Origin of the sequence: uncultured Eubacterium sp., from assembly GCF_934295145.1 — a bacterium.
Lineage (GTDB): Bacteria > Bacillota > Clostridia > Lachnospirales > Lachnospiraceae > Eubacterium_I.
Genome location: NZ_CAKRAS010000004.1, coordinates 14,069 through 34,874 on the forward strand (window position 1 = coordinate 14,069; position 20,806 = coordinate 34,874).

Sequence of the window (20,806 nt, forward strand, 5' to 3'; positions counted from 1 at the left end):
GAAGCATCGAGGTGATTTTTTCTTTCACAGGCGTATAAATTCTGTTATAATGTGAACACACAGAGGAGAGGCATTGGCAATTTGTGGGAGGAAGCATAATGAAATATACAGAAAACGGAATTCAGTATCATATCGGTTTAAAACAGGGAGACGTTGGAAAATATGTCATTTTGCCGGGGGATCCGAAGCGGTGTGCAAAGATCGCAGCACTTTTTGATGACGCGCGTCTGGTGGCCGATCACAGGGAGTTTACGACCTATACCGGATACTTGGACGGGGAGAAGGTCAGCGTGACTTCTACGGGCATTGGAGGGCCTTCTGCGGCCATTGCAATGGAAGAACTGGTGCGCTGCGGTGCGGAAGTATTTATCCGGGTCGGAACATGCGGCGGCATCCAGACAGATGTCAAAAGCGGAGACCTGGTGATCGCCACGGGAGCGATCCGCATGGAGGGAACGAGCCGGGAATATGCACCGATTGAATTTCCGGCGGTAGCTGATTATCATATCGTGCAGAAACTGGAAGAAGCAGCGAAAGCAAATGGATATCCCTGCCATATCGGTGTCGTTCAGTGCAAGGATTCTTTTTACGGTCAGCATGAGCCGGAAAAAATGCCGGTAAGTTATGAACTGACACAGAAGTGGGAGGCATGGAAACGGCTGGGATGTCTGGCTTCAGAGATGGAATCGGCGGCATTGTTCGTAGTGGCAAGCTACCTGCATGTAAGAATCGGTTCCGTTTTCCTTGTGGTAGCGAATCAGGAGCGGGAAAAACTGCATCTGGAAAATCCGGTGGCGCATGATACGCAGGCAGCGATCAAGACGGCAGTAGATGCGATTCGATGCATGATAAAAGATACAAAGGCATGAAAAGATTGATGTATAGCATAGAAAAAAATGATGAAAGTAGTGTGGGCGGATTGATCCTGGCAGCAGGGTTGTCCACCCGCATGGGACAGTCCAAACCTCTGACAAAGTTTTTGGATAAAAAATTGATTGACCAGACAATAAAAACGATGCAGGAAGCAGGGATAGATAATATACAGATCGTAACAGGGTTCGAACATGAACGGGTCGAAGCTTATCTGCAGGACAATTATTCGTCAGAGCACATTCATACGATCTGGAATCCAAATTACGGAAATGGAAGTATTCTGACATCCATCCAGACAGGATTACCGAAACTGGCGGATTATAAATTTGTTTTTATCCAGCTGGTAGATTTACCCTGTATAATGTCGGAGACTTATCAAAAACTATTGAAAGCGATGCTTGTGAACGGGAAAAAAGCAGTCATTCCAACGGTGGACGGACGCCGCGGACACCCGGTATTGATTCGGATGGATTTGCTGGCAGACATTCTCGCTTATGAAGGGAGTGCCGGCGGTGGTGGTCTGCGGGGGTTTTGGAAGCAGCTTGGCGACGCCCTGATGGAACTTCCGGTGGAAGATCGTGGCTGCATTATGGATACGGATACAAAAGAACAATTGCAGGAAGCAGAAAACTACATGAGACATTGACTTATTGGGGGCAGAAAAATGCAGGAAATAAAAAAATTGTTAGAAGATATAAAACAGATCGGAGAGGGAACTCTCGAATTAGAAATAGAAAGTACTGTATATGAGCGGCGATTTTACAGACCGGAACGACTGATCATTCTCGGTGGAGGCCATGTGGGACAGGCTATCAGCAAATTTGCGTCTGCAGTGGGCTTTTATGTCATTGTAGTGGATGACAGACCTTCTTTTGCAAATCGCAGCTGTTTTCCGGATGCGGAAGAAATATATTGTGAGGAATTTGAAAAAGCGATCGACCAGATTCAGATTGGAGAAAATGATTATGTCACTATTGTCACAAGAGGACATCGGTTTGATCTGACCTGTCTGAGAAAAGTGCTTGCGGGCATTTTTCCACGCTACTTAGGCATGATGGGATCCAAACGACGGGTGACGGGCATGATTGATCTGTTGCAGGAGGAAGGAAATTCTCCGGAAACAGTAGCTCAGATCCATATGCCAATTGGATTAAATATCGGGGCGCTTACCGTTCCGGAAATCGCAATTTCCATTGTGGCAGAACTTATTGAGGAGCGTCGGAAAGGGACTCCCCGGCGTTCCCACAGTCAGTTGCTGACCTGTACGGATACAGATCCTAAGGTGATTGAAATGCTGGGAGACTCCTCCGTAGGAAAAGCCATGCTGCTGGTATACGATACCAGTGGATCGACACCGGTGAAATCAGGCGCTCTGATGACGGTAAACAGCAATCTGCAGACAGCAGGAACTATTGGCGGAGGCTGTACCGAAAATGAAGTGCTGCGGGAAGCTTTTCGCATGATCGGCACCGGAGAAGAAAAAGTCTTTACGCTCGATATGAGCAACGAAGTAGCAGCAGACCGGGGCATGGTGTGCGGGGGACGGATGCTGGTCTATGTGGCTGATATTTTTTAATATCATAAAAAGAAAACGCAGCCTCTTTTCCCGGACACTAGTCGCTCACTACCCTCGTTTTGCTTCGGTTTTATCGCGCTCGTTCCCAACTCCTATAAAAGCTGGTCGTTTCCCACTCGCGCAAAACTCGCAAAACTCGGTCGTTCGCTTAATCGTTTACCGGTAAAAGAGGCTGCGTTTTCTTCATTTACGGTATGAAAAATATTCAAGAATGCTCTCGGCAATCCTGCCAGAGGCTATATCAAAAGTTGTAGCATAGTTGTAGATGTGCATGTGTCGCGCAGTGCCGCATGGTTGAATTTATCGTGTGTGTAAATTAAAAGGGGCTTAGTTTATTTTTTCTCAGCGAGCGATTGTTAGCCGCGGAGACAAAATAAACTAAGCCCCTATTCTATATCCTAAATTTTAAGCCACCAAACAAGTTATTACTGTGCGGTAGTTGTCGCAGCCGCATCATCCGTGGTCTGTTCCTCTGGCGGAATGACTACCGGGACACCCAGGTCATCTCCGGATGTATCCGGAACTTCTACGTTATCCGCCTCATGCTCATCAAAATCAGCCGGTGCATGGAAGGTAACCGCATTGGAACTGCGGAAGATCGTATTGCTTGATCCAACCTGATTTACAACAAGCTGTGAACCATCTTTTAAGTCTGCCATGGAAATTTCCAGGCAGTTTCCGGAAATATATTCTGTGGAAACTTTCTCACCATCGACATAAACCTTACTCCAAGGAGTGAAATTCTCACCGAAGATGGTCAGTTTTGTGTCATCCGCACTCATGGACGTGTGGTCAATTACGACATCCTGAACACCCATTACAAGGTTGGAAGCCGGATATTTGTCTACGCCATGGTAGGAGTAGCGGTTTCCGTAAAGCAGATCGTACTGCAGTAATTCCCAGTTTGTGATGTAAGAAGCATCGTCAGTAGATACGTCGGCATCCATTTCAGACTGGTGATAACGGAACATGGTTCCTTCATGAATGCCAAGCTGATCTGTGATATAAGCCATCAGCTGATAAGCAGCCACATCTTTATCCTGTTTTTCCAGACCAAAGTTATTCCATGTAACGTATGTAGTGTCATACAGGTTTCCTGTATTCATATCGGATTCTTCCAGACCAAGGGTTGGAAGGTGATCGCCATACATGACAACAATTGTTTTCTCATTACGTTTGGATAAGGTATCGATCAGGTTTCCGATAAATTTGTCAACTTCGTGAAGTTCGTTGATGTAGTACTCCCACTGATAATGCTCAGCTTCCGTAGCACCGCCGGTTACCTGAATTTCCGGATTGTCAAATACTTTGTAATCCGGGTAGCTTCCGTGACTCTGTACGGTGATCGTGTAGAGGAAATCAGACTGATCCGGAGTAGAATCCAGTGTCTTGGTTGTCTCATCGATCAGGATGTTATCTGTTGGCCAGGAAGCGATTTCGTTGTATTCTGTGATATTCATCAGCTCTTTGCTGGTGAATGTATCAAATCCCATCTGGGAGAACACTTTTGCACGTCCGTAGAAGTTACCACCGTTGTTGTGCAGGGCATGAGTAGCATAACCGATATTACCGAGGTCATCAGCTGCACTCTCACATGTAGTATCTTTTAAAACTGTTTTGTATGGGTATTCACCCAGACCGAAGAAACGGATGCCCATACCGGTCAGAACTTCAAATTCCGTATTTGCAGTTCCTGCTCCGACAACCGGAACAGTAAGGTATCCGGATGTATAATTTTCCATTAATTTATGGAAGTTCGGGATCGGATCTTCGGAGTAGCTCAAAAAGTTTAATTCATACGGATCGATAAATGTCTCAAGCTGCATGAAAATGATATTTGGCATATCGGAAGAATCAACCGTTGTCGGATCTGCCGTTACATTATCATTGATCGTGTCAATGGTTTCTTCTGTATAATTGGCAGGTTTGCTCATACCGGTGTCTACCACACTGGCAGAAAAGCTGTATACAAAACCATAGTCCTTATATCCCTGCGCCAGGTTTCCAAAGTATCCGGAAAGGATATCGGAGTGGATCGCTGCCTTTGTGATAAAAGGAATACTTGCTACGCACAGAACAAGTAAACCAAGGTTGCGGAACAGGTGAACTCTTCCTTTGAATTTCGGTCCCTTGAATGCAAAAAGAATCAGGAAGGTTGCAAGTGCGATCAGCAGAATGATCACTGCGATCTCCTGTCCGGCAGACAGATATTTGCTGTTTTTCATGGAGAGCAGATCTCCGATCAGCTTCAGGTCTGCAAAGTTAAACGGTGTGACACGGGAGGCAAGTACGCATCCGTTGATGACACCGAGCAGCATCCAGAATACAGATATCACAATGCGGACCAGTGCACGATGCTTGAACAGATATACGATCAGCAGCGTTGCAAAAATCAGCAGAGCATTGTATAGGAAGGTCAGCGGTGAGCTGATACAAAAACTTACTGCTGATGTAAAAGAATGTCTGGATACACATTCAATTGTAAAAACCAGGATGCAGGCCAGCAGTCCGTGGAACAGCAGTGAAAATTTATTCAGAAACTGTACTTTTGGATTGTCAGACAGATCCGGAAATTTGAAGTTTTTCAGAAAATTGAAAAACCCATGTCGTCTTCTTTTGTTATTATCACCGATGATGATCGGTTTTTCTTTCCCATTTTTCCTAAATGATTTCATATAAACTCCTTCTCTCAAAACATGGTGCCGAAAGTGTAAACTTTACTATATTTACTATTAAATTAAAAGAATTTTACATAACCGTACAGATATTAGACCTAAATTTACAAAAAGTCAATTAAAAAAGTATAAAATGCACGATATGAACAAAAAAAATTCATATTGCCGTTTCCTTTTGTGAATATTACAGCGTTGCAGTTCACACATTACATACGTTTGAAAAAGCAATCATGTCTGAATGAGGAACTTACAGAATGCATAGGAAACGATATCGAAAATCACAATTCATATCATAAATCATATAATAAGGAAATTTTTGAAAGAAAAAGGAAATAATTTCTTAATATGTCGGTCAATTAAGACTTGCAAAGCGAAAAACGTTGTGCTATGATACAAAATCATGAGCAAATGCGTAGAAGGAGACTCTTGTCTTCAGAAACCGACAGGAATACGGCGTCACCGACTGAGAGCGCTGTTTGGCGGAGAAGATGAAGGGAACACTCTGGAGCAGACAGATTGAATGCGAAAATCATATGTCAGTTATCAGTGGATTTCAGTAGGTCTGTACGGGTCGCACACGTTACGTGCCTGAGTGGGGAAAGACACAGATCATGAGTAGTTTGTAGTATTGTTTTTCTCAATGCGGGTGGTACCGCGGAATAATATTAGAGAGCATTATTTCGTCCTGGGATACAAAGAAGTATCCTTAGGGCGTTTTTTGATTTTTTTTCAGAAAAAAATCAAAAAACGCCTGTGATATGCACACAGATGCAACATGGAAATGATTGCTTCGCAATATGCATCTGGTGCGCAAAACAGATGAATCTGTTTTGATATTAGGTTCTTATTCTTTTTGTCTTATTCCGTCCCGCACCTTACAACATTTTATGCAAAAGGAGTGTACGAAACAATGAAAATGATGACCGGTGTAATGCCAAAAGAGACGATGGAAATCAGTGAAATCCTTGCCTCTGACCTGTATGGTCAGATGATCAGCGTGAATGGAGCCGTTCATACGGTGCGTGACATGGGTGAGGTAGCCTTTGTAGTCCTGCGAAAGAGAGAAGGTCTCCTGCAGTGCGTGTATGAAGAAGGCGTGACAGCAATTGATCTGAAGGAACTCAGGGAAGGCGCAGCCATTGAGGTGAGTGGTGTATTAAATAAGGAAGAGCGTGCGCCGGGAGGATTCGAGATCCGTATGAAAAAGGTCAAAATCCTTTCCGAGCCAGCCGAGAGCCTGCCGCTTCCGATCGCCAAGTGGAAGATGAATACTTCCCTGGAAGCCAAACTAAACCACCGCGCCGTAGCTCTGAGAAATATCAGAGAACGTGCAACGTTCCGGATTCAGGAAGGAATCGTGAGAGGTTTTCGAGATTTCCTCTACAGCCAGGGATTTACAGAAATCCATACACCAAAACTTGGTGCCAAAAGTGCTGAGGGCGGTGCGAACCTGTTTAAACTGGAGTATTTCCACAGACCTGCGATTTTGCAGCAGAGTCCACAGTTTTACAAACAGATGATGGTGGGTGTCTTTGACAGAGTCTTTGAGACAGCACCGGTTTTTCGTGCGGAAAAACATAATACAAAACGCCATTTGAACGAATATAACAGTCTTGATTTCGAGATGGGCTACATTGACGGATTCGAAGATATCATGGCGATGGAGACCGGATTTTTACAGTATACTATGGAGTTACTGAAGAAAGACTATGCGAAAGAGTTAGATATTTTACAGATTGAACTTCCGGATGTGAGCCAGATCCCGGCCATCCGTTTTGATGAAGCAAAACAGCGCGTGGCTGAAAAATATGACAGACAGTTCCGCAATCCATACGACTTAGAGCCGGAGGAAGAGCATCTGATCGGTCAGTATGCAAAAGAAGAATTCGGCAGTGATTTTGTATTTGTCACACATTATCCATCCAAGAAACGTCCGTTTTATGCCATGGATGATCCGGCAGATCCGACCTACACCTTAAGCTTTGATCTGCTTTACAAAGGTCTGGAGATTACAACCGGTGGACAGCGTATCCATCAGTATGATAAATTAATGGAAAAGATCGCGCAGCGGGGCATGGAGACCGAAGGCATGGAGCATTACCTGTCTGCATTCAAATACGGCATGCCGCCACATGGTGGACTTGGTATCGGTATGGAACGTCTGACCATGCAGCTGATCGGAGAAGATAACGTCCGGGAAGCAACTCTGTTCCCGAGAGATTTGAGCAGATTAGAGCCGTAAAATTTTGCGGCAGAAGCGGAAAGTTACAGAACGCGATTCAGATGTAGGAGGAGAAAAACGTGAGACATACAGGAACACAGACAATAGCAACAGAACGCCTGACTTTACGGCGTTTTACGATAGAAGATGCAGAAAATATGTATTACAACTGGGCGAGTGACCCGGAAGTAACAAAATACCTGACCTGGCAGCCGCACAAAAGTGTGGAAGAGACCGCAGAGATTCTGCAGCAGTGGGAAGAAAATTACAGCAAAAATGAGTATTATCAGTGGGCCATCGAGTTAAATGACATCGAGCAGCCAATCGGAAGTATCAGCGTGGTATCACTGAATGAAGATGTCCAGAGTGCAGAACTTGGTTACTGCATCGGAAAATCCTGGTGGCATCAGGGCTACACGACGGAGGCTGTGGAGGCAGTCATCCGGTTTCTGCTGGCAGAAGTCGGTGCAGGGCGTGTCTGGGCGCAGCACGATGTGGCAAATCCAAATTCCGGTGAAGTGATGAAAAAAGCCGGTATGGATTATGAAGGAACCCTGCGTCAGTCCCTAAAGGACAATCAGGGTATTGTGGATTCTGCTGTTTATGCAAAAATCAGTCATGTGGCACTGGACGAAGAGCCGGAAGAAGAGGATCAGACCAGCGGCGCATCTGTCACAAAAGTGATGGCAGAAGACGGAAGCATGAAAAATGTCATTTCCGATGACACCATGGAATACGTCGGCATTCTGGCAAAACTGGAATTGAGCCCACAAGAAGCAGAAGCAGCGAAAAAAGATATGGAAGATATGCTGGATTACATCGATCTCTTAAACGAGCTTGATACGACAGGCATCGAGCCGATGTCCCATGTATTTCCGATTGAAAATGTATTCCGCGAGGATGTTGTGACAAACGGAGACGGCAGTGCAGATACACTGAAGAATGCTCCGGAGCAGAAAGACGGCGGATTCAAAGTACCGAAGACAATCGGCGAATAAGAACGGAGGACATGGAAATGAGTTTGATGAGTTTGACAGCAGTAGAGCTGGGAAAAAAGATAAAAGCAAAAGAAGTGACCGTGGAAGCAGCCGTTCGGGAAGCTTTGGATGCGGTACGCGCAAAAGAAGAGCAGGTGCACAGTTTTGTGACAGTTGATGAGGAAGGTGCACTGGCTCGCGCAAAAGAAGTACAGGCACAAATTGATGCCGGAGAGCTGACAGGACCTTTGGCAGGTGTTCCGGTGGCCATCAAGGACAATATGTGTACCGAAGGTCTTTTAACCACCTGCTCCTCAAAGATTTTATATAATTTTATACCGACTTATACGGCGGAAGCAGTGAAAAAACTGGAAGAAGCCGGAGCAGTCATTATCGGAAAAACAAATATGGATGAATTTGCCATGGGAAGCACGACAGAGACTTCCGCTTACGGCGAGACAAAAAATCCGTGGAACACCGCGCACGTTCCGGGCGGATCTTCCGGCGGGTCCTGCGCAGCAGTGGCAGCTGAGGAGTGTTCCTTTGCCCTTGGTTCTGACACAGGCGGTTCCATCCGCCAGCCAAGTTCTTTTTGCGGAGTGACCGGTATCAAACCGACCTACGGAACTGTTTCCCGTTACGGGCTGATCGCATACGGTTCTTCCCTGGATCAGATCGGACCGGTGGCAAAAGACGTGACCGACTGCGCAACGATTTTGGAAGCAATCACTTCCTATGATAAGAAGGATTCTACTTCCGTAAAAAGAGAAGACACCGATTTTACTTCTGCCCTGGTGGACGACGTCAAAGGCATGCGCATCGGTATCCCGAAAGACTATTTCGGGGAAGGCTTAAATCCGGAAGTAAAGGATGCAGTACTGGCAGCAGCAAGCGTACTGGAAGAAAAAGGTGCCATCGTGGAAGAATTTGATCTTGGACTTGTAAAATATGCGATTCCGGCGTATTACGTTATCGCCTGCGCAGAGGCAAGCTCCAACCTGGCACGTTTTGACGGTGTCAAATACGGCTATCGTACAAAAGAATACGAAGGTCTTCACAACATGTATAAAAAATCCCGTTCCGAGGGATTTGGCCCTGAAGTAAAACGAAGAATCATGCTTGGCTCTTTCGTTTTAAGTTCCGGATATTATGACGCATACTACCTGAAAGCACTGCGTGTCAAAGCGCTGATCAAAAAAGCCTTTGACGATGCATTTGCAAAATATGACATGATCCTTGGACCGGCAGCACCGACCACAGCACCGAAGCTTGGCGAGAGCCTGCAGGATCCGATCAGCATGTATCTGGGCGACATTTATACAATTTCCGTCAACCTGGCGGGACTTCCGGGAATTTCCCTTCCGTGTGGCACGGACAGTCAGGGACTGCCGATCGGTTTGCAGCTGATCGGAGACTGTTTCCAGGAGAAAAAGATCATTCAGGCAGCATACAGTTTTGAACAGACACGTCCATATCAGCACAGTCCGCTGAGTCAGGCGTAGGAAGGAGGAGAAGATATGAGTAAGAATTATGAAACAGTCATCGGACTGGAAGTGCACGTAGAACTTGCAACCAAAACAAAAATCTTCTGTTCCTGTTCCACAGAGTTCGGAGGAAAACCAAATACACATACCTGCCCGGTTTGTACCGGTATGCCGGGCTCCCTTCCGGTATTGAACAAAAAGGTAGTGGAATATGCCATGGCCGTTGGTCTGGCAACAAACTGCAGCATTACCCGATACAGTAAATTTGACCGGAAAAACTATTTTTACCCGGATAACCCACAGAACTACCAGATTTCACAGCTGTATCTGCCAATTTGCCGCAATGGTTATGTGGAAATTGAGACACCGGCAGGCAAAAAGCAGGTGCGCATTCATGAGATCCACATGGAGGAAGATGCCGGCAAACTGGTGCATGACGAGTGGGAGGACGTATCCATCGTGGATTACAACCGTTCCGGTGTGCCGCTGATCGAGATCGTATCTGAGCCGGATATGCGTTCTGCCGATGAAGTGATCGCTTACCTGGAGACACTGCGCCAGACCATTCAGTATCTGGGCGCATCCGACTGTAAATTAAACGAAGGCTCCATGCGTGCCGATGTCAACCTGTCCGTTCGTGAGGTTGGTTCACCGAAGTTTGGAACCCGTACCGAGATGAAAAATCTGAACTCCTTCAAAGCGATCGCACATGCCATCGAAGGAGAGCGGGAACGTCAGATCGAACTTCTTGAAATGGGAAGAAAAGTCGTGCAGGAAACCCGTCGTTGGGATGACAACAAAGAATCTTCTCATGCAATGCGTTCCAAAGAGGATGCACAGGATTACCGTTACTTTCCGGAACCGGATCTGGCTCCGATCGTTATCTCCGAGGAGTGGATCAACGAGATCCGCAGCCGTCAGCCGGAACTGCGTCCGCAGAAGCTGGAGCGTTACCGCAGAGAATACGACATTCCGGATTACGATGCAGAGATCATCACCGGGACCAAGCACATGGCAGATCTGTTTGAAGAAACCACAAAAATCTGCGGAAAACCGAAAAAAGTATCCAACTGGCTTATGGGTGAGACCATGCGTCTGTTAAAAGAAAACAGCATGGAAGCAGAGGAAATCTGCTTTGCACCGGAGCATCTGGCTGCACTGATCGAGCTGGTAGATGAGGGTACGATTAATGGTTCCGTGGCAAAAGAAGTCTTCGAGGAAATGTTTCAATCAGACATTGACCCGGAGAAATATGTGGAAGAAAAAGGACTGAAAGTAGTCAATGACGAGGGGGCTCTGCGTGAGACCATTAAAAAAGTCATTGCGGAGAATCCACAGTCTGTGGAAGATTACCATAATGGCAAAAAGAAAGCCATGGGATTCCTTGTCGGCCAGACTATGAAGGCTATGAAAGGAAAAGCAAATCCGGCAATGGTAAACAGCATTGTGAAAGAACAGCTGGAGAAATAAGATAAATATGGTATAGCTTATGAAAACATCTTTGTGCAGATTTATGCTATTTGCATAAGGATGTTTTTTATTTTGAACCTTCCAATTGCACATATCGATCGGACTGTGCAGGAAACGTCTACGCAGTTTAAAGATGAGGCACATATTATTTATGTGGATGCCAGCAATCAAGTGGCTGTTTTGGTGTAAACCATAAACCTTTTATTAAATGCGGCAAGTATGGTTGAAAATAACCGTTAATCTATGGTAAGATAAGAAAGTCTCAACGGCAATTTTGAGGAAAAATAATATGCACTTTGAATTTTCAGGGAGAGGGATTCCAAGTGTATGAAAACGAATGGAGAAATTCTTATGATAGATAACGATTACAGAGAAGTTGATACAGACGAAAATGATGAGGCTGTATCTGAGAAAAACGAGACAACCGAGACTCCGGTGGAAACCGGTGAGGTAGTGACGGACGATCACGCAGAGGAGCAGGAAAAATCAGATGATTTTGATGAGTTCTGTGCGATGTGCAGACGTCCGGCAAGCAAGGCAGGCAAACTGATCCATGTGGCACCGAATATGGCCATCTGCCAGGATTGTATGCAGAAGGCTTTTGATACCATGGGACAGATACCGGGAATCCCTGGACTGGGGGACATCAATATCGGAGATATGCTGTCCAGCGGTAAGATGCCGAACATCCAGTTTGTGAATATGTCCGATCTGCCATTTGGCAATCAGCAGAAAGTAAAGAAGAAAAAGCCGAAAGAGAAAAAGAAAGAAGAACCGGTTTTAGATATCCGCAAAATTCCGGCACCGCACAAGATTAAAGCAAGTCTGGATGACTATGTGGTTGGTCAGGACTATGCGAAAAAAGTCATGTCCGTAGCTGTTTATAACCATTATAAACGTGTGGCAGCAGGTGCTGAAGCAAATGCAGATGGAATTGAGATCGAAAAATCCAACATGCTGATGGTTGGACCGACCGGCTGCGGTAAGACCTATCTGGTCAAAACACTGGCAAAACTTTTAGATGTGCCGCTTGCTATCGCAGATGCAACTTCCCTGACAGAGGCAGGTTACATAGGCGATGATATCGAAAGTGTACTGTCCAAGCTTCTGACAGCAGCAGATAATGATGTGGAAAAAGCAGAGCGGGGTATCGTATTTATCGATGAGATTGATAAACTTGCCAAGAAGAAAAATGCGACACAGCGTGATGTCAGCGGTGAATCCGTACAGCAGGGAATGCTGAAGCTGTTAGAAGGCGCAGAAGTAGAAGTGCCGATCGGGGCAACCAGCAAAAATGCGATGGTTCCGATGACAACCATTGACACATCCAATATTTTATTTATCTGTGGCGGTGCGTTCCCGGGACTGGAAGACATCATCAAAGAGCGTTTAAACGAGCATGCGTCCATCGGTTTTCAGGCAGATCTGAAAGATAAATATGATAAGGAAGAGAATCTGCTCCGTCAGGTGACCACAGAGGACATCCGCAAATTCGGTATGATCCCGGAGTTTATCGGACGTCTGCCGATTCTGTTTTCACTGGATGCATTGTCTGAGGATATGCTGGTACAGATTCTGAAAGAGCCGAAAAACGCGATCATCAAGCAGTATCAGAAATTACTGGCAATGGATGAAGTAAAACTGGAGTTTGACGATGGAGCATTACGTGCCATTGCAAAACGTGCCAAAGAGAAAAATGTGGGAGCCCGTGCATTGCGTTCTATCATCGAGGACTTTATGCTTGATATCATGTATGAGATTCCGAAGGATGACAATATCGGTGCTGTTACTATTACCGAAGGATATATTGAAAAAACAGGTGGCCCGCTGATCCAGATGCGTGGAACACCGGAACTGGAAGATAAATCCGGAACAAATTAGGATAAACAAGGCAGGAGAAAGAGCAAAGGTGCTTATTTCTCCTGCCGTTTTTTAAAGGAGGAATTTGAATGAGAGAATTGAACCCGAAAATGCAACTGTTGTTAGATTTTCTGATGTTGACCGTGGGATCTGCCATTGCAGCCTTTGCCATTGAAGAATTTTTGGTGCCCTGCACGATCCTGGATGGCGGTGTCATTGGCATCGGCATCATGGTAAATAATCTGACCCATATTCCGTTAAGTATTCTGACCATCGTTTTGAACATTCCGTTTCTTCTGATCGGTTCCCGAAAACTTGGTGTTACATTTATTGTGAAATCCGGATACGCCATGGTAATGTTTTCCATATTTCTGGAAATATTTGCACCGTGGGTGAATGCAACAGATCAGTATCTGCTGGCGGTATGTTTTGGTGGTGTGATCCTTGGAGCCGGTGTCGGTCTGGTCATTCGCTTTGGCGGATGCCTGGATGGAACGGAAACGGTGGCAATTTTGCTGAACCGCAAATTTAAGTTACCGGTGGGACAGACTGTTTTGATTTTTAACGTTATTATTTATATTGTAGCGGCGCTGCTTTTTGGATTCGACCGCGCAATGTATAGTCTTCTTACTTATTTTATTACATCAAAGATTATTGATAAGGTAGAGACAGGTCTGGAGCAGGCGAAAGCTGCAATGATCATTACCGATGAGGGAAAAGAGATCGCGGATCAGATTTATCAGAAGCTCGGAAGAACCGTGACGATGCTGGAGGGCGAAGGCTTGATCAGCGGGAAAAAAGTTGTATTGTACTGCGTATTGAACCGTCTGGAAATTTATGAGCTGAAGCGCCTGATCAAAGAAGTTGATACATCTGCATTTATTACCGTCAGTGATGTGTCTGAAATCATTGGAAAACATATTAAGAAAACTGCGACAGAATAAAAAAAAGACAGCCAAATCCGAACGGCTGTCTTTTTAAGGAGAAGGTATTTTTTACTATGGGGGTAGCAAAAAACTTATAATGTATTGGGGGTTTTTACAGTTATTATAATAGCAAATGCGCGTGCATAAGTGTTCACAATCATTCATAAAAAATCATAAAAAAACTATGCAATTTCTATAAGACCAAAAAGTAATCGGTTTCAAAATCCTTGTACTAATTGCACAGGAAGGACCAAAAAGTATTGCAAACAAAATATAGTTGTGCTATTCTAAAGTCACGCAATTAATATTCTCTTTAATTGCAAAAAAGTTCTTATATACCAAATAACAGGTTTCTGAATTTCGGAAGCTCAGATTTCGAGCATTTTCCAAAGGAAGAAGACAGACAAAGAGCAGACAGGAAAGGAAAATGTACATCAGATGCAAGATGGCGCTCACTTCTATAGGTAATGAGCAGCAAAATCTCTTTTTGTCGTGTTCTGCATGAAAAAAGAAGGGGGAATGTGATTGAATGAAGAACTAAAAAAATCAATGAAAGCAGCAGGAAATGAAGCAAGGTATGATGCATATGCCAAACGTTTGTTGAGTGAAAAGATCGTGTTGGCAATATTCTGGTGAAAGTCGTGGATGAGTTCCGAGGGATGAAACCACAGGATGTAGTTCGGTACATCGATGGAGATGTGCGGATCGGCGATGTGCCGTTAGATCTGGGAATTACAAATGCCAGTGTTGAAATGCAGGAGAAAGCAGTAATCATTGGACTGAGTGATGAACTGCCAGAGCACAACGAAACTTATGATTTGCACCGATTTCTAGGAGTTTTACTGTCAAACAACTTGGATTACTATGAAAAAGTTGAAATTATGGAAAAAGAATACGAATTAGAATTACCGGAAGAATGGGAGGAGGAGATGCAGGATATGTATAGTTTTGCAGCAGAAATTAGAAAAAAAGGAGAAGCACGAGGAATTTGCATAATGGCTAGAAATATGTTGAAAAATGGAGTGCCAATTAGCCAAATAGCTCAAATGGCAGAAGTAAGTGTAGAAAAATTACAAAGCTGGCTTCAAGAGACAGATGAAATAACAAAGGAATAATATAAAGAAGGAATTTGGCCTATAAAAAGAAAAAAATAAAAGACAGCCAAATCCGAACGGCTGTCTTTTTAAGGAGAAGGTATTTTTTTACTATGGGGGTAGTAAAAAACTTATAATGTATTGGGGGTTTTTACAGTTATTATAATAGCAAATGCGCGTGCATAAGTGTTCACAATCATTCATAAAAAATCATGGAAAAACTATGCAATTTTTATAAGACCAGAAAGTAATCAAGTTGTGAAGTGTCGTAATAATTGTACAGGAAGTACCGATTAATGGAAAAATTATGAGTTAATGGAAAAGAACAAGTAACTTGTAAACATATACTAATTCCTCTATGATAAATAAAAAAGGCGGTGGTAAGGATGGAAGAAATGACTGAAAAAGAATTAATTGCGGTATTGATAGACAAATACACAGATTTACAGCGTATTAAAAGAGCTAATAAAGATACCCTGAATGAGGAACTTGATTATCAGATTAAAGTCACCGTTGCAAAGTTATCTTCAATGGGAGTTAGCGTTGAAGATTTAACATTATAATAAGTGAGCAATATATAATCCCAAGGCGGATCTCCGACACACCCATCGGATTTCCGTCTTTTTGTGTATCCAAAAATGAGAACCTGAAAATCACAAAATTTTACGTAAAACCCCTTGAAAATACAGGAAATTCTGTATAAAATAATTCTGAAAAGTTATATTTAATTAAATAAGAATTATTACAACCCATTACAAAAATTACAACAAAAACAAAAAGGTGCAAAATAATTAATATTTTCACATAAAAAGTAATGTTTCTTGTAATGGTCTGTACTGTACAATACTTTTATAAAATAAATGACAGAAAACGACAGAAAAAAACAGAACACTACAGAATAGAGAGAAAGAAAAAAGGTACTGGCATGAGTGATAGACAAAGAAAGACAGAGACATTCATAGTAAAAGTCATGAATCAGCAAAATGCGACCTGGCAGGGCAGTGTTACCTGGGTCGATGAGCAGCGCGAGCAGTACTTTCGCAGTGCGCTGGAGCTGCTGAAGTTGATAGACGGAGCACTGGAAAAGAAAAATAATCACGACAGCGATAAAGATAAAAGGAGGACGCCATGAAACATACAAAGAAAAAACGGATATTAGCATTGGTACTTTGCATGGTGCTGGTGTTGAGTACAGCGATCACAGCACTCGCTGTTGAGGGCGAATTTTATTATGTGCCGAAGGATACCGTGGAACTATCCCGTGAAATAATGAAAGATGGTGCGTCACAGGGAACTTTATACGCAACCGTACCGGGAGGCGCATTCAGGTCAAGTGCAGACAATGCAAACCTGCAGATGGATATGCAGGAGGAAACGGCATCATCTACAGTAATAGAAGCTGTTCAGAAAGAACTGGAAGCTACAGGTAATACCGAATATACTGTTGATCAGACAGTTATGGGAGACATTTCCTTCTGGATCAGCACAGATGATAAAGCACAGATTCCTGAAAAAGCAATTAATTTCCGGTTTGAAAATACATCCCTGGATACATCAAAGGCAATGGGATTTGTCTATGACCGTTCAAATGGCACACTTACATTGTATGATCTGAAAGAAGATACTCTTCAATTCGAAGAGGACGTGAAACTGGAAGCAGAGACAGTTGTGGTTGGTTGCTTTGATGTGGTTGAAAAGACATCAGAAGAAACTCAACCAGAAAATGAAGATGAAAATGTACAGACTGTAAGTACATCTGCATCTGGATATTCAATTAGAACTAGTGCAACAGATGGTGTAAATATCACGGTTCAACACTATTTATTAGGAAACGAAACTGCTCCATTATATAAAGAATCAATAACACCTTTGACAATCTCTGATGAAATAACTAATTTAGGTTCACTGACAAATTATGAGGCTGTAAAAGTTGTTGAAGTAAATGATGGAATGGCATCAACTAATCCAATCAGCGGAAAAATTACACTTACTACAAATAAGACTTATCGTGTATATTATAGAGCCAAAACAGAGGCAACGACTGGTTCTGTACAGATGTTTGATTATCAGGTAAATGGTCAAAACGGTGCAAGTATTAATAATGCAAGTAATTATGACGTGAACTCTACGGAAACAACCAGATTTGCAAGTGGAATAATTAAGGGTAACAGAGATGAGAATAAATACGACACGACAGTAAAAGTTGGCGAAAAAACAATATATATTAACACATGGGATAAAGATTCAAATAATAATACTGTAAACCAAGATGGTGATAAGGCTTTTGGCAATGGCAATGCTACAACAGGAATTATAAGTGGAGTAGATTATGCAACTGGTGCTTTGAAGATGAATAAGAATTCTTCTGGTCAGCAGATGTATGAACCGGGATTTTTTACAACAAGAGATACAAAATCAGGAAAACAGGTTCTGGACGGTTATACATTGCAATTCTCGAGAACTGGTGATACCTATAAGATGACACAGGTGAATAAGCCATCAGGAGGAGGGATAGCAGCCAGCAGTGGAGATAATTTCTTCCCGTTAGACGATATTCGAAATTCATATCCTGATGATGCGAACGATAATGGACGTAATGATTATTTTGGAATGAGATATGATATCCAGTTCAAAATCGGCGATTATCTGGGAGACTTAAAGTATAAGTTTACAGGTGATGATGATCTGTGGGTTGTATTGGATGCCAAAAAAAAAGGTGGGAAAGTAATTGTAGATTTGGGTGGAATTCATTCAGCACTGACAAAAGAAGTTGATATTTGGAAGGAGTTGTTCCCGAATAACCCGAATAAAGATAGAAATAGTCTGACAGAGGATGAAAGAAATGAAACACACACATTAACCGTTCTATATATGGAGCGTGGAGCATATGCTTCTAACTGTAATATGGAATTTACGCTTCCGAATAGTACAATTATTACTCCAAGTACAGTTCCTACAGCAGACTTAAATCTTACAAAAGTTAATACTTCTGGAAAGGTTATTTCAGGTGCAGAATTTAGTGTTACGAATGACAGCAATCAAAATGATACGTGGACAGTAACTTCTGGTACAGACGGAAAGCTTACGTTTACAGGATTAAAACAAGGATATATATATACTTTAAGCGAAGTATCAGTTCCTTCACCGTATGTAAGAACTACAACGCCATGGAAAGTTAAACTGGAAGGAAATCCGCTAAAAGCTGTATTGTATGATAGTACTGGAGCTACAGCACAGGCATTGGATGGAGACGGTACATATCATATTGTGAATGATTCTCAGGAAGATATTGTATCCAGGAGTGTAGAAAGTGATAAAACAGTTTCTGTGGAGAATTACGATAAGAGGACTTATCAGATTGATCTGACTGCAAGTTCAAAAGCAACGCAGGCTGTTACAACCACAACTCCGTATGACATCGTTCTTGTACTTGACCAGTCAACAAGTATGAATCAAAAGTTTGTTGAATATACAAAATTCACGGGAACGATGAATGAGTATGGACGGACGACATATTATGTAAAAACAAAAAGTGGTATATATCAGAAATTAACAGCAAAGTCGAGCGGATGGCCAAATTATACATACACATGGTCATACACAGATTCATATACGAATAAAACGGTAACAGTTGATACAAATACTACAGATATCTATGTGGCTAATAATTCTAGTACGACAAAACTTGAAGCTTTACAAACAGCAGCAGAACAGTTTGTGAGTAATGTGGCTGAAAAAAATGCAGATTGTCGCGTTGGCATAGTCACTTTTGCGGATTCTGGAAACATAAAAACTATTACAAACAATAAATATACATTAGCAAAAGTTGGTAGTTCAAAAGATTCTATTGATTCGGTGATTGATAATTTACGGGCAAGTGGAAATACTATACCGGCAACAGGATTGAATACGGCGAAAAGTATATTTGATGATTCGAGTAAGTGGGAATCTGTAGAACAGAATACTGGACGTAAACAAATGGTTGTATTCTTGACAGATGGAGTACCTGCACCGGGCGGTACAGATGATTTTAATGAAGCATATGCAACGGCTGGTGTGACATCTGCAACGGCATTGAAAAGTGCTGGAGTAGAAATTTATGCATTAGGTATATTTGGCTCTGCAAATTCAAATGGATATATGAATAAGGCAACCGTAAAACGTATTGATGAATATATGGAAGGTATTGCATCTGGATCAGATAAATATATGACGGCTGACAGTGTTGGCAATTTATCAAGCTTATTTGATAGTATTACAAGCAACCTTGATGTTTCCGTTACAGCAACTATCACGGATGTAATTGACAGTCGCTTTGAACTTACTGCTGACCAGAAGAAAGCATTTGAAGCTAGAAACGATGTACAGGTTACTTATAACTCTAATGGAACCACAACCGTAACATGGACAAATACAACCGTAAATAGCAAAACCGGAGATACACCAGGATGGCATGAAACCATTGAAATTAAAGCAAAAGATGATTTCATCGGTGGAAATATGATCCCTACAAATGGTCCTACTTCAGGAATTACGGTAGGTGACAATACAAAGTTATTCCCGCAGCCATCTGTGAATGTGAAGCTGTTGACACCAAGTATTGGTGATAAGGAAATTACTTATTACAAGGGTGATACGATTGTGTCCAGTAAATTCTCCGGTGAACTGTTAGGAACCTATAAAATGACAGAATTGGATCGACAAACAGCAGTAACAAAAGGTATTCCTCAGTTATCAGAAGAACAGCTCGGTAAATTAAAGAATGGCCAAGAAGTTGAAATTCCATATAGCTATACAAATTCAAATACAGATATTGAAGGTAAATTTGTATACGCGTATAGCAATACGAAGTATGAAGCAGAAGGTACAAAAGTTAATCCTTTAGAAGATCATACCGCAACAAAAGTAGGACAGGATGTAGAGAAGTATGAACTGACAGTTACATTCGTGCCAAATACAGTTCCTGAACGAAAAGACCTGTTAAAGGATACCGCAGTTCTTGAACCAAATACTGATGGAACCATCAGCGGAACAGTTGTTAGTGATGCATCCGCAACAGGTACATACAAAGTACATGTTCTTGCACTTTGGGCGATTGTAAAACAGAGTACAAGTACAGATTCAGATGGAAATCATCCAATGTTGAGTGGCGCAGAATTTGATCTGTTGAAAGACTCTAAAGTTTGCTACACAGGAAAATCAAATTCAGATGGCTTCGTAGAATGGTATAAAAAAGATGGAAAGAAAGTCTCATTAAGTGAGATGGAAAAAGGCACTTATACCCTTCGAGAAACATCAGCACCAGCAGGATACGCAAAGAGTGAAGTTCAGTGGACAATCGAGATAACTGATACTTCAGTAACAATTAAAGGTGCAAATGGAAATAATATAACACCTACTCAATTACAAAATACTGGAAATACATATGATGCATATGTATACGAAAACACTCCAGTATACGCACTTCCTTCAACCGGAGGAAAAGGAATCTTCTTGTATATGATCGGCGGAATGCTTCTTATGGGAGGCGCCGCATGGATCTTATACAAGAACAAATGCAAGGAGGTGCTGAAAAGATAAAAATAACTGATTTAGCTTTTCAGCGGCCTACCGCCGCTACAACAACTAATTAATTTAACTATCTTCCCGG

Annotated in this window: 14 protein-coding genes and 1 pseudogene; 14 read left to right on the plus strand and 1 reads right to left on the minus strand. The window is 42.7% G+C overall.

The features are described 5' to 3' along the window. The first annotated feature begins 98 nt into the window (after nt 1-98). The 3 genes from udp to Q0I54_RS01440 are packed head-to-tail and all read left to right on the plus strand — an operon-like array spanning nt 99 to nt 2,449. On the plus strand, nt 99-869 hold the full coding sequence (gene udp / locus Q0I54_RS01430; protein ID WP_336302912.1) for a uridine phosphorylase: 771 nt from the start codon (nt 99-101) through the stop codon (nt 867-869). Further along, complete coding sequence (locus Q0I54_RS01435; RefSeq protein WP_296115835.1) at nt 866-1,519, plus strand: nucleotidyltransferase family protein; 654 nt, start codon at nt 866-868, stop codon at nt 1,517-1,519. The genes udp and Q0I54_RS01435 overlap by 4 nt, the downstream gene beginning before the upstream one ends. Before the next feature lie 18 nt (nt 1,520-1,537). Next, a complete protein-coding gene (locus Q0I54_RS01440; RefSeq protein WP_296115836.1) occupies nt 1,538-2,449 on the plus strand; it encodes an XdhC/CoxI family protein in 912 nt (303 codons plus the stop codon). Nucleotides 2,450-2,874: 425 nt separating this feature from the next. Here the strand turns inward: Q0I54_RS01440 and Q0I54_RS01445 are convergent, their stop codons facing one another. Then, nucleotides 2,875-5,124, minus strand: coding sequence for an LTA synthase family protein (locus Q0I54_RS01445; RefSeq protein ID WP_296115838.1), 2,250 nt, complete (start codon nt 5,122-5,124; stop codon nt 2,875-2,877). A 910-nt stretch (nt 5,125-6,034) separates the two neighbouring features. Here Q0I54_RS01445 and aspS point away from each other — a divergent pair. The 11 genes and pseudogenes from aspS to Q0I54_RS01495 all read left to right on the plus strand — a co-directional run bounded on the left by aspS (nt 6,035) and on the right by Q0I54_RS01495 (nt 20,736). Beyond that, nucleotides 6,035-7,366 carry an aspartate--tRNA(Asn) ligase gene (aspS, locus tag Q0I54_RS01450; RefSeq protein WP_296115840.1) on the plus strand — a complete coding sequence of 444 codons (1,332 nt, stop codon included), beginning with the start codon at nt 6,035-6,037 and terminating at the stop codon, nt 7,364-7,366. Between the two features lie 59 nt (nt 7,367-7,425). Next, nucleotides 7,426-7,872, plus strand: a pseudogene (locus Q0I54_RS13260) (GNAT family N-acetyltransferase); the annotation flags it as partial. Nucleotides 7,873-8,046: 174 nt separating this feature from the next. Further along, nucleotides 8,047-8,343, plus strand: a complete 297-nt coding sequence (gene gatC / locus Q0I54_RS13265; RefSeq protein WP_367270767.1) for an Asp-tRNA(Asn)/Glu-tRNA(Gln) amidotransferase subunit GatC — start codon at nt 8,047-8,049, stop codon at nt 8,341-8,343. A 17-nt stretch (nt 8,344-8,360) separates the two neighbouring features. Beyond that, entirely contained in the window at nt 8,361-9,824 is a 1,464-nt protein-coding gene (gene gatA / locus Q0I54_RS01460) for an Asp-tRNA(Asn)/Glu-tRNA(Gln) amidotransferase subunit GatA (RefSeq protein ID WP_296115844.1), read from the plus strand. Between the two features lie 15 nt (nt 9,825-9,839). Further along, a complete protein-coding gene (gene gatB, locus Q0I54_RS01465) occupies nt 9,840-11,276 on the plus strand; it encodes an Asp-tRNA(Asn)/Glu-tRNA(Gln) amidotransferase subunit GatB (protein ID WP_296115846.1) in 1,437 nt (478 codons plus the stop codon). A gap of 351 nt (nt 11,277-11,627) precedes the next feature. Further along, entirely contained in the window at nt 11,628-13,157 is a 1,530-nt protein-coding gene (gene clpX, locus Q0I54_RS01470; protein WP_296115848.1) for an ATP-dependent Clp protease ATP-binding subunit ClpX, read from the plus strand. A gap of 68 nt (nt 13,158-13,225) precedes the next feature. Then, nucleotides 13,226-14,080, plus strand: a complete 855-nt coding sequence (locus Q0I54_RS01475) for a YitT family protein (protein WP_296115850.1) — start codon at nt 13,226-13,228, stop codon at nt 14,078-14,080. Between the two features lie 641 nt (nt 14,081-14,721). Continuing rightward, nucleotides 14,722-15,177: a hypothetical protein gene (locus Q0I54_RS01480; protein WP_296115851.1), complete on the plus strand. Its 456-nt coding sequence runs from the start codon at nt 14,722-14,724 to the stop codon at nt 15,175-15,177. Between the two features lie 365 nt (nt 15,178-15,542). Continuing rightward, nucleotides 15,543-15,719, plus strand: a complete 177-nt coding sequence (locus tag Q0I54_RS01485; protein ID WP_296115853.1) for a hypothetical protein — start codon at nt 15,543-15,545, stop codon at nt 15,717-15,719. A 362-nt stretch (nt 15,720-16,081) separates the two neighbouring features. Next, nucleotides 16,082-16,288, plus strand: a complete 207-nt coding sequence (locus Q0I54_RS01490) for a hypothetical protein (protein ID WP_296115855.1) — start codon at nt 16,082-16,084, stop codon at nt 16,286-16,288. Further along, nucleotides 16,285-20,736 carry a SpaA isopeptide-forming pilin-related protein gene (locus Q0I54_RS01495; RefSeq protein WP_296115857.1) on the plus strand — a complete coding sequence of 1,484 codons (4,452 nt, stop codon included), beginning with the start codon at nt 16,285-16,287 and terminating at the stop codon, nt 20,734-20,736. Before Q0I54_RS01490 ends, Q0I54_RS01495 begins: the two co-directional genes overlap by 4 nt. Nucleotides 20,737-20,806: the final 70 nt, after the last annotated feature.

Excerpts from the sequence above, each read along its gene's own strand:
- udp (WP_336302912.1), top strand. The coding sequence starts at position 99 with ATGAAATATACAGAAAACGGAATTCAGTATCATATCGGTTTAAAACAG.
- aspS (WP_296115840.1), top strand. The coding sequence starts at position 6,035 with ATGAAAATGATGACCGGTGTAATGCCAAAAGAGACGATGGAAATCAGT.
- Q0I54_RS01480 (WP_296115851.1), top strand. The coding sequence starts at position 14,722 with ATGAAACCACAGGATGTAGTTCGGTACATCGATGGAGATGTGCGGATC.
- gatA (WP_296115844.1), top strand. The coding sequence starts at position 8,361 with ATGAGTTTGATGAGTTTGACAGCAGTAGAGCTGGGAAAAAAGATAAAA.
- Q0I54_RS01495 (WP_296115857.1), top strand. The coding sequence starts at position 16,285 with ATGAAACATACAAAGAAAAAACGGATATTAGCATTGGTACTTTGCATG.
- gatC (WP_367270767.1), top strand. The coding sequence starts at position 8,047 with ATGAAAAATGTCATTTCCGATGACACCATGGAATACGTCGGCATTCTG.
- gatB (WP_296115846.1), top strand. The coding sequence starts at position 9,840 with ATGAGTAAGAATTATGAAACAGTCATCGGACTGGAAGTGCACGTAGAA.
- Q0I54_RS01435 (WP_296115835.1), top strand. The coding sequence starts at position 866 with ATGAAAAGATTGATGTATAGCATAGAAAAAAATGATGAAAGTAGTGTG.
- Q0I54_RS01440 (WP_296115836.1), top strand. The coding sequence starts at position 1,538 with ATGCAGGAAATAAAAAAATTGTTAGAAGATATAAAACAGATCGGAGAG.
- Q0I54_RS01490 (WP_296115855.1), top strand. The coding sequence starts at position 16,082 with ATGAGTGATAGACAAAGAAAGACAGAGACATTCATAGTAAAAGTCATG.
- Q0I54_RS01485 (WP_296115853.1), top strand. The coding sequence starts at position 15,543 with ATGGAAGAAATGACTGAAAAAGAATTAATTGCGGTATTGATAGACAAA.
- clpX (WP_296115848.1), top strand. The coding sequence starts at position 11,628 with ATGATAGATAACGATTACAGAGAAGTTGATACAGACGAAAATGATGAG.
- Q0I54_RS01445 (WP_296115838.1), bottom strand. The coding sequence starts at position 5,124 with ATGAAATCATTTAGGAAAAATGGGAAAGAAAAACCGATCATCATCGGT.
- Q0I54_RS01475 (WP_296115850.1), top strand. The coding sequence starts at position 13,226 with ATGAGAGAATTGAACCCGAAAATGCAACTGTTGTTAGATTTTCTGATG.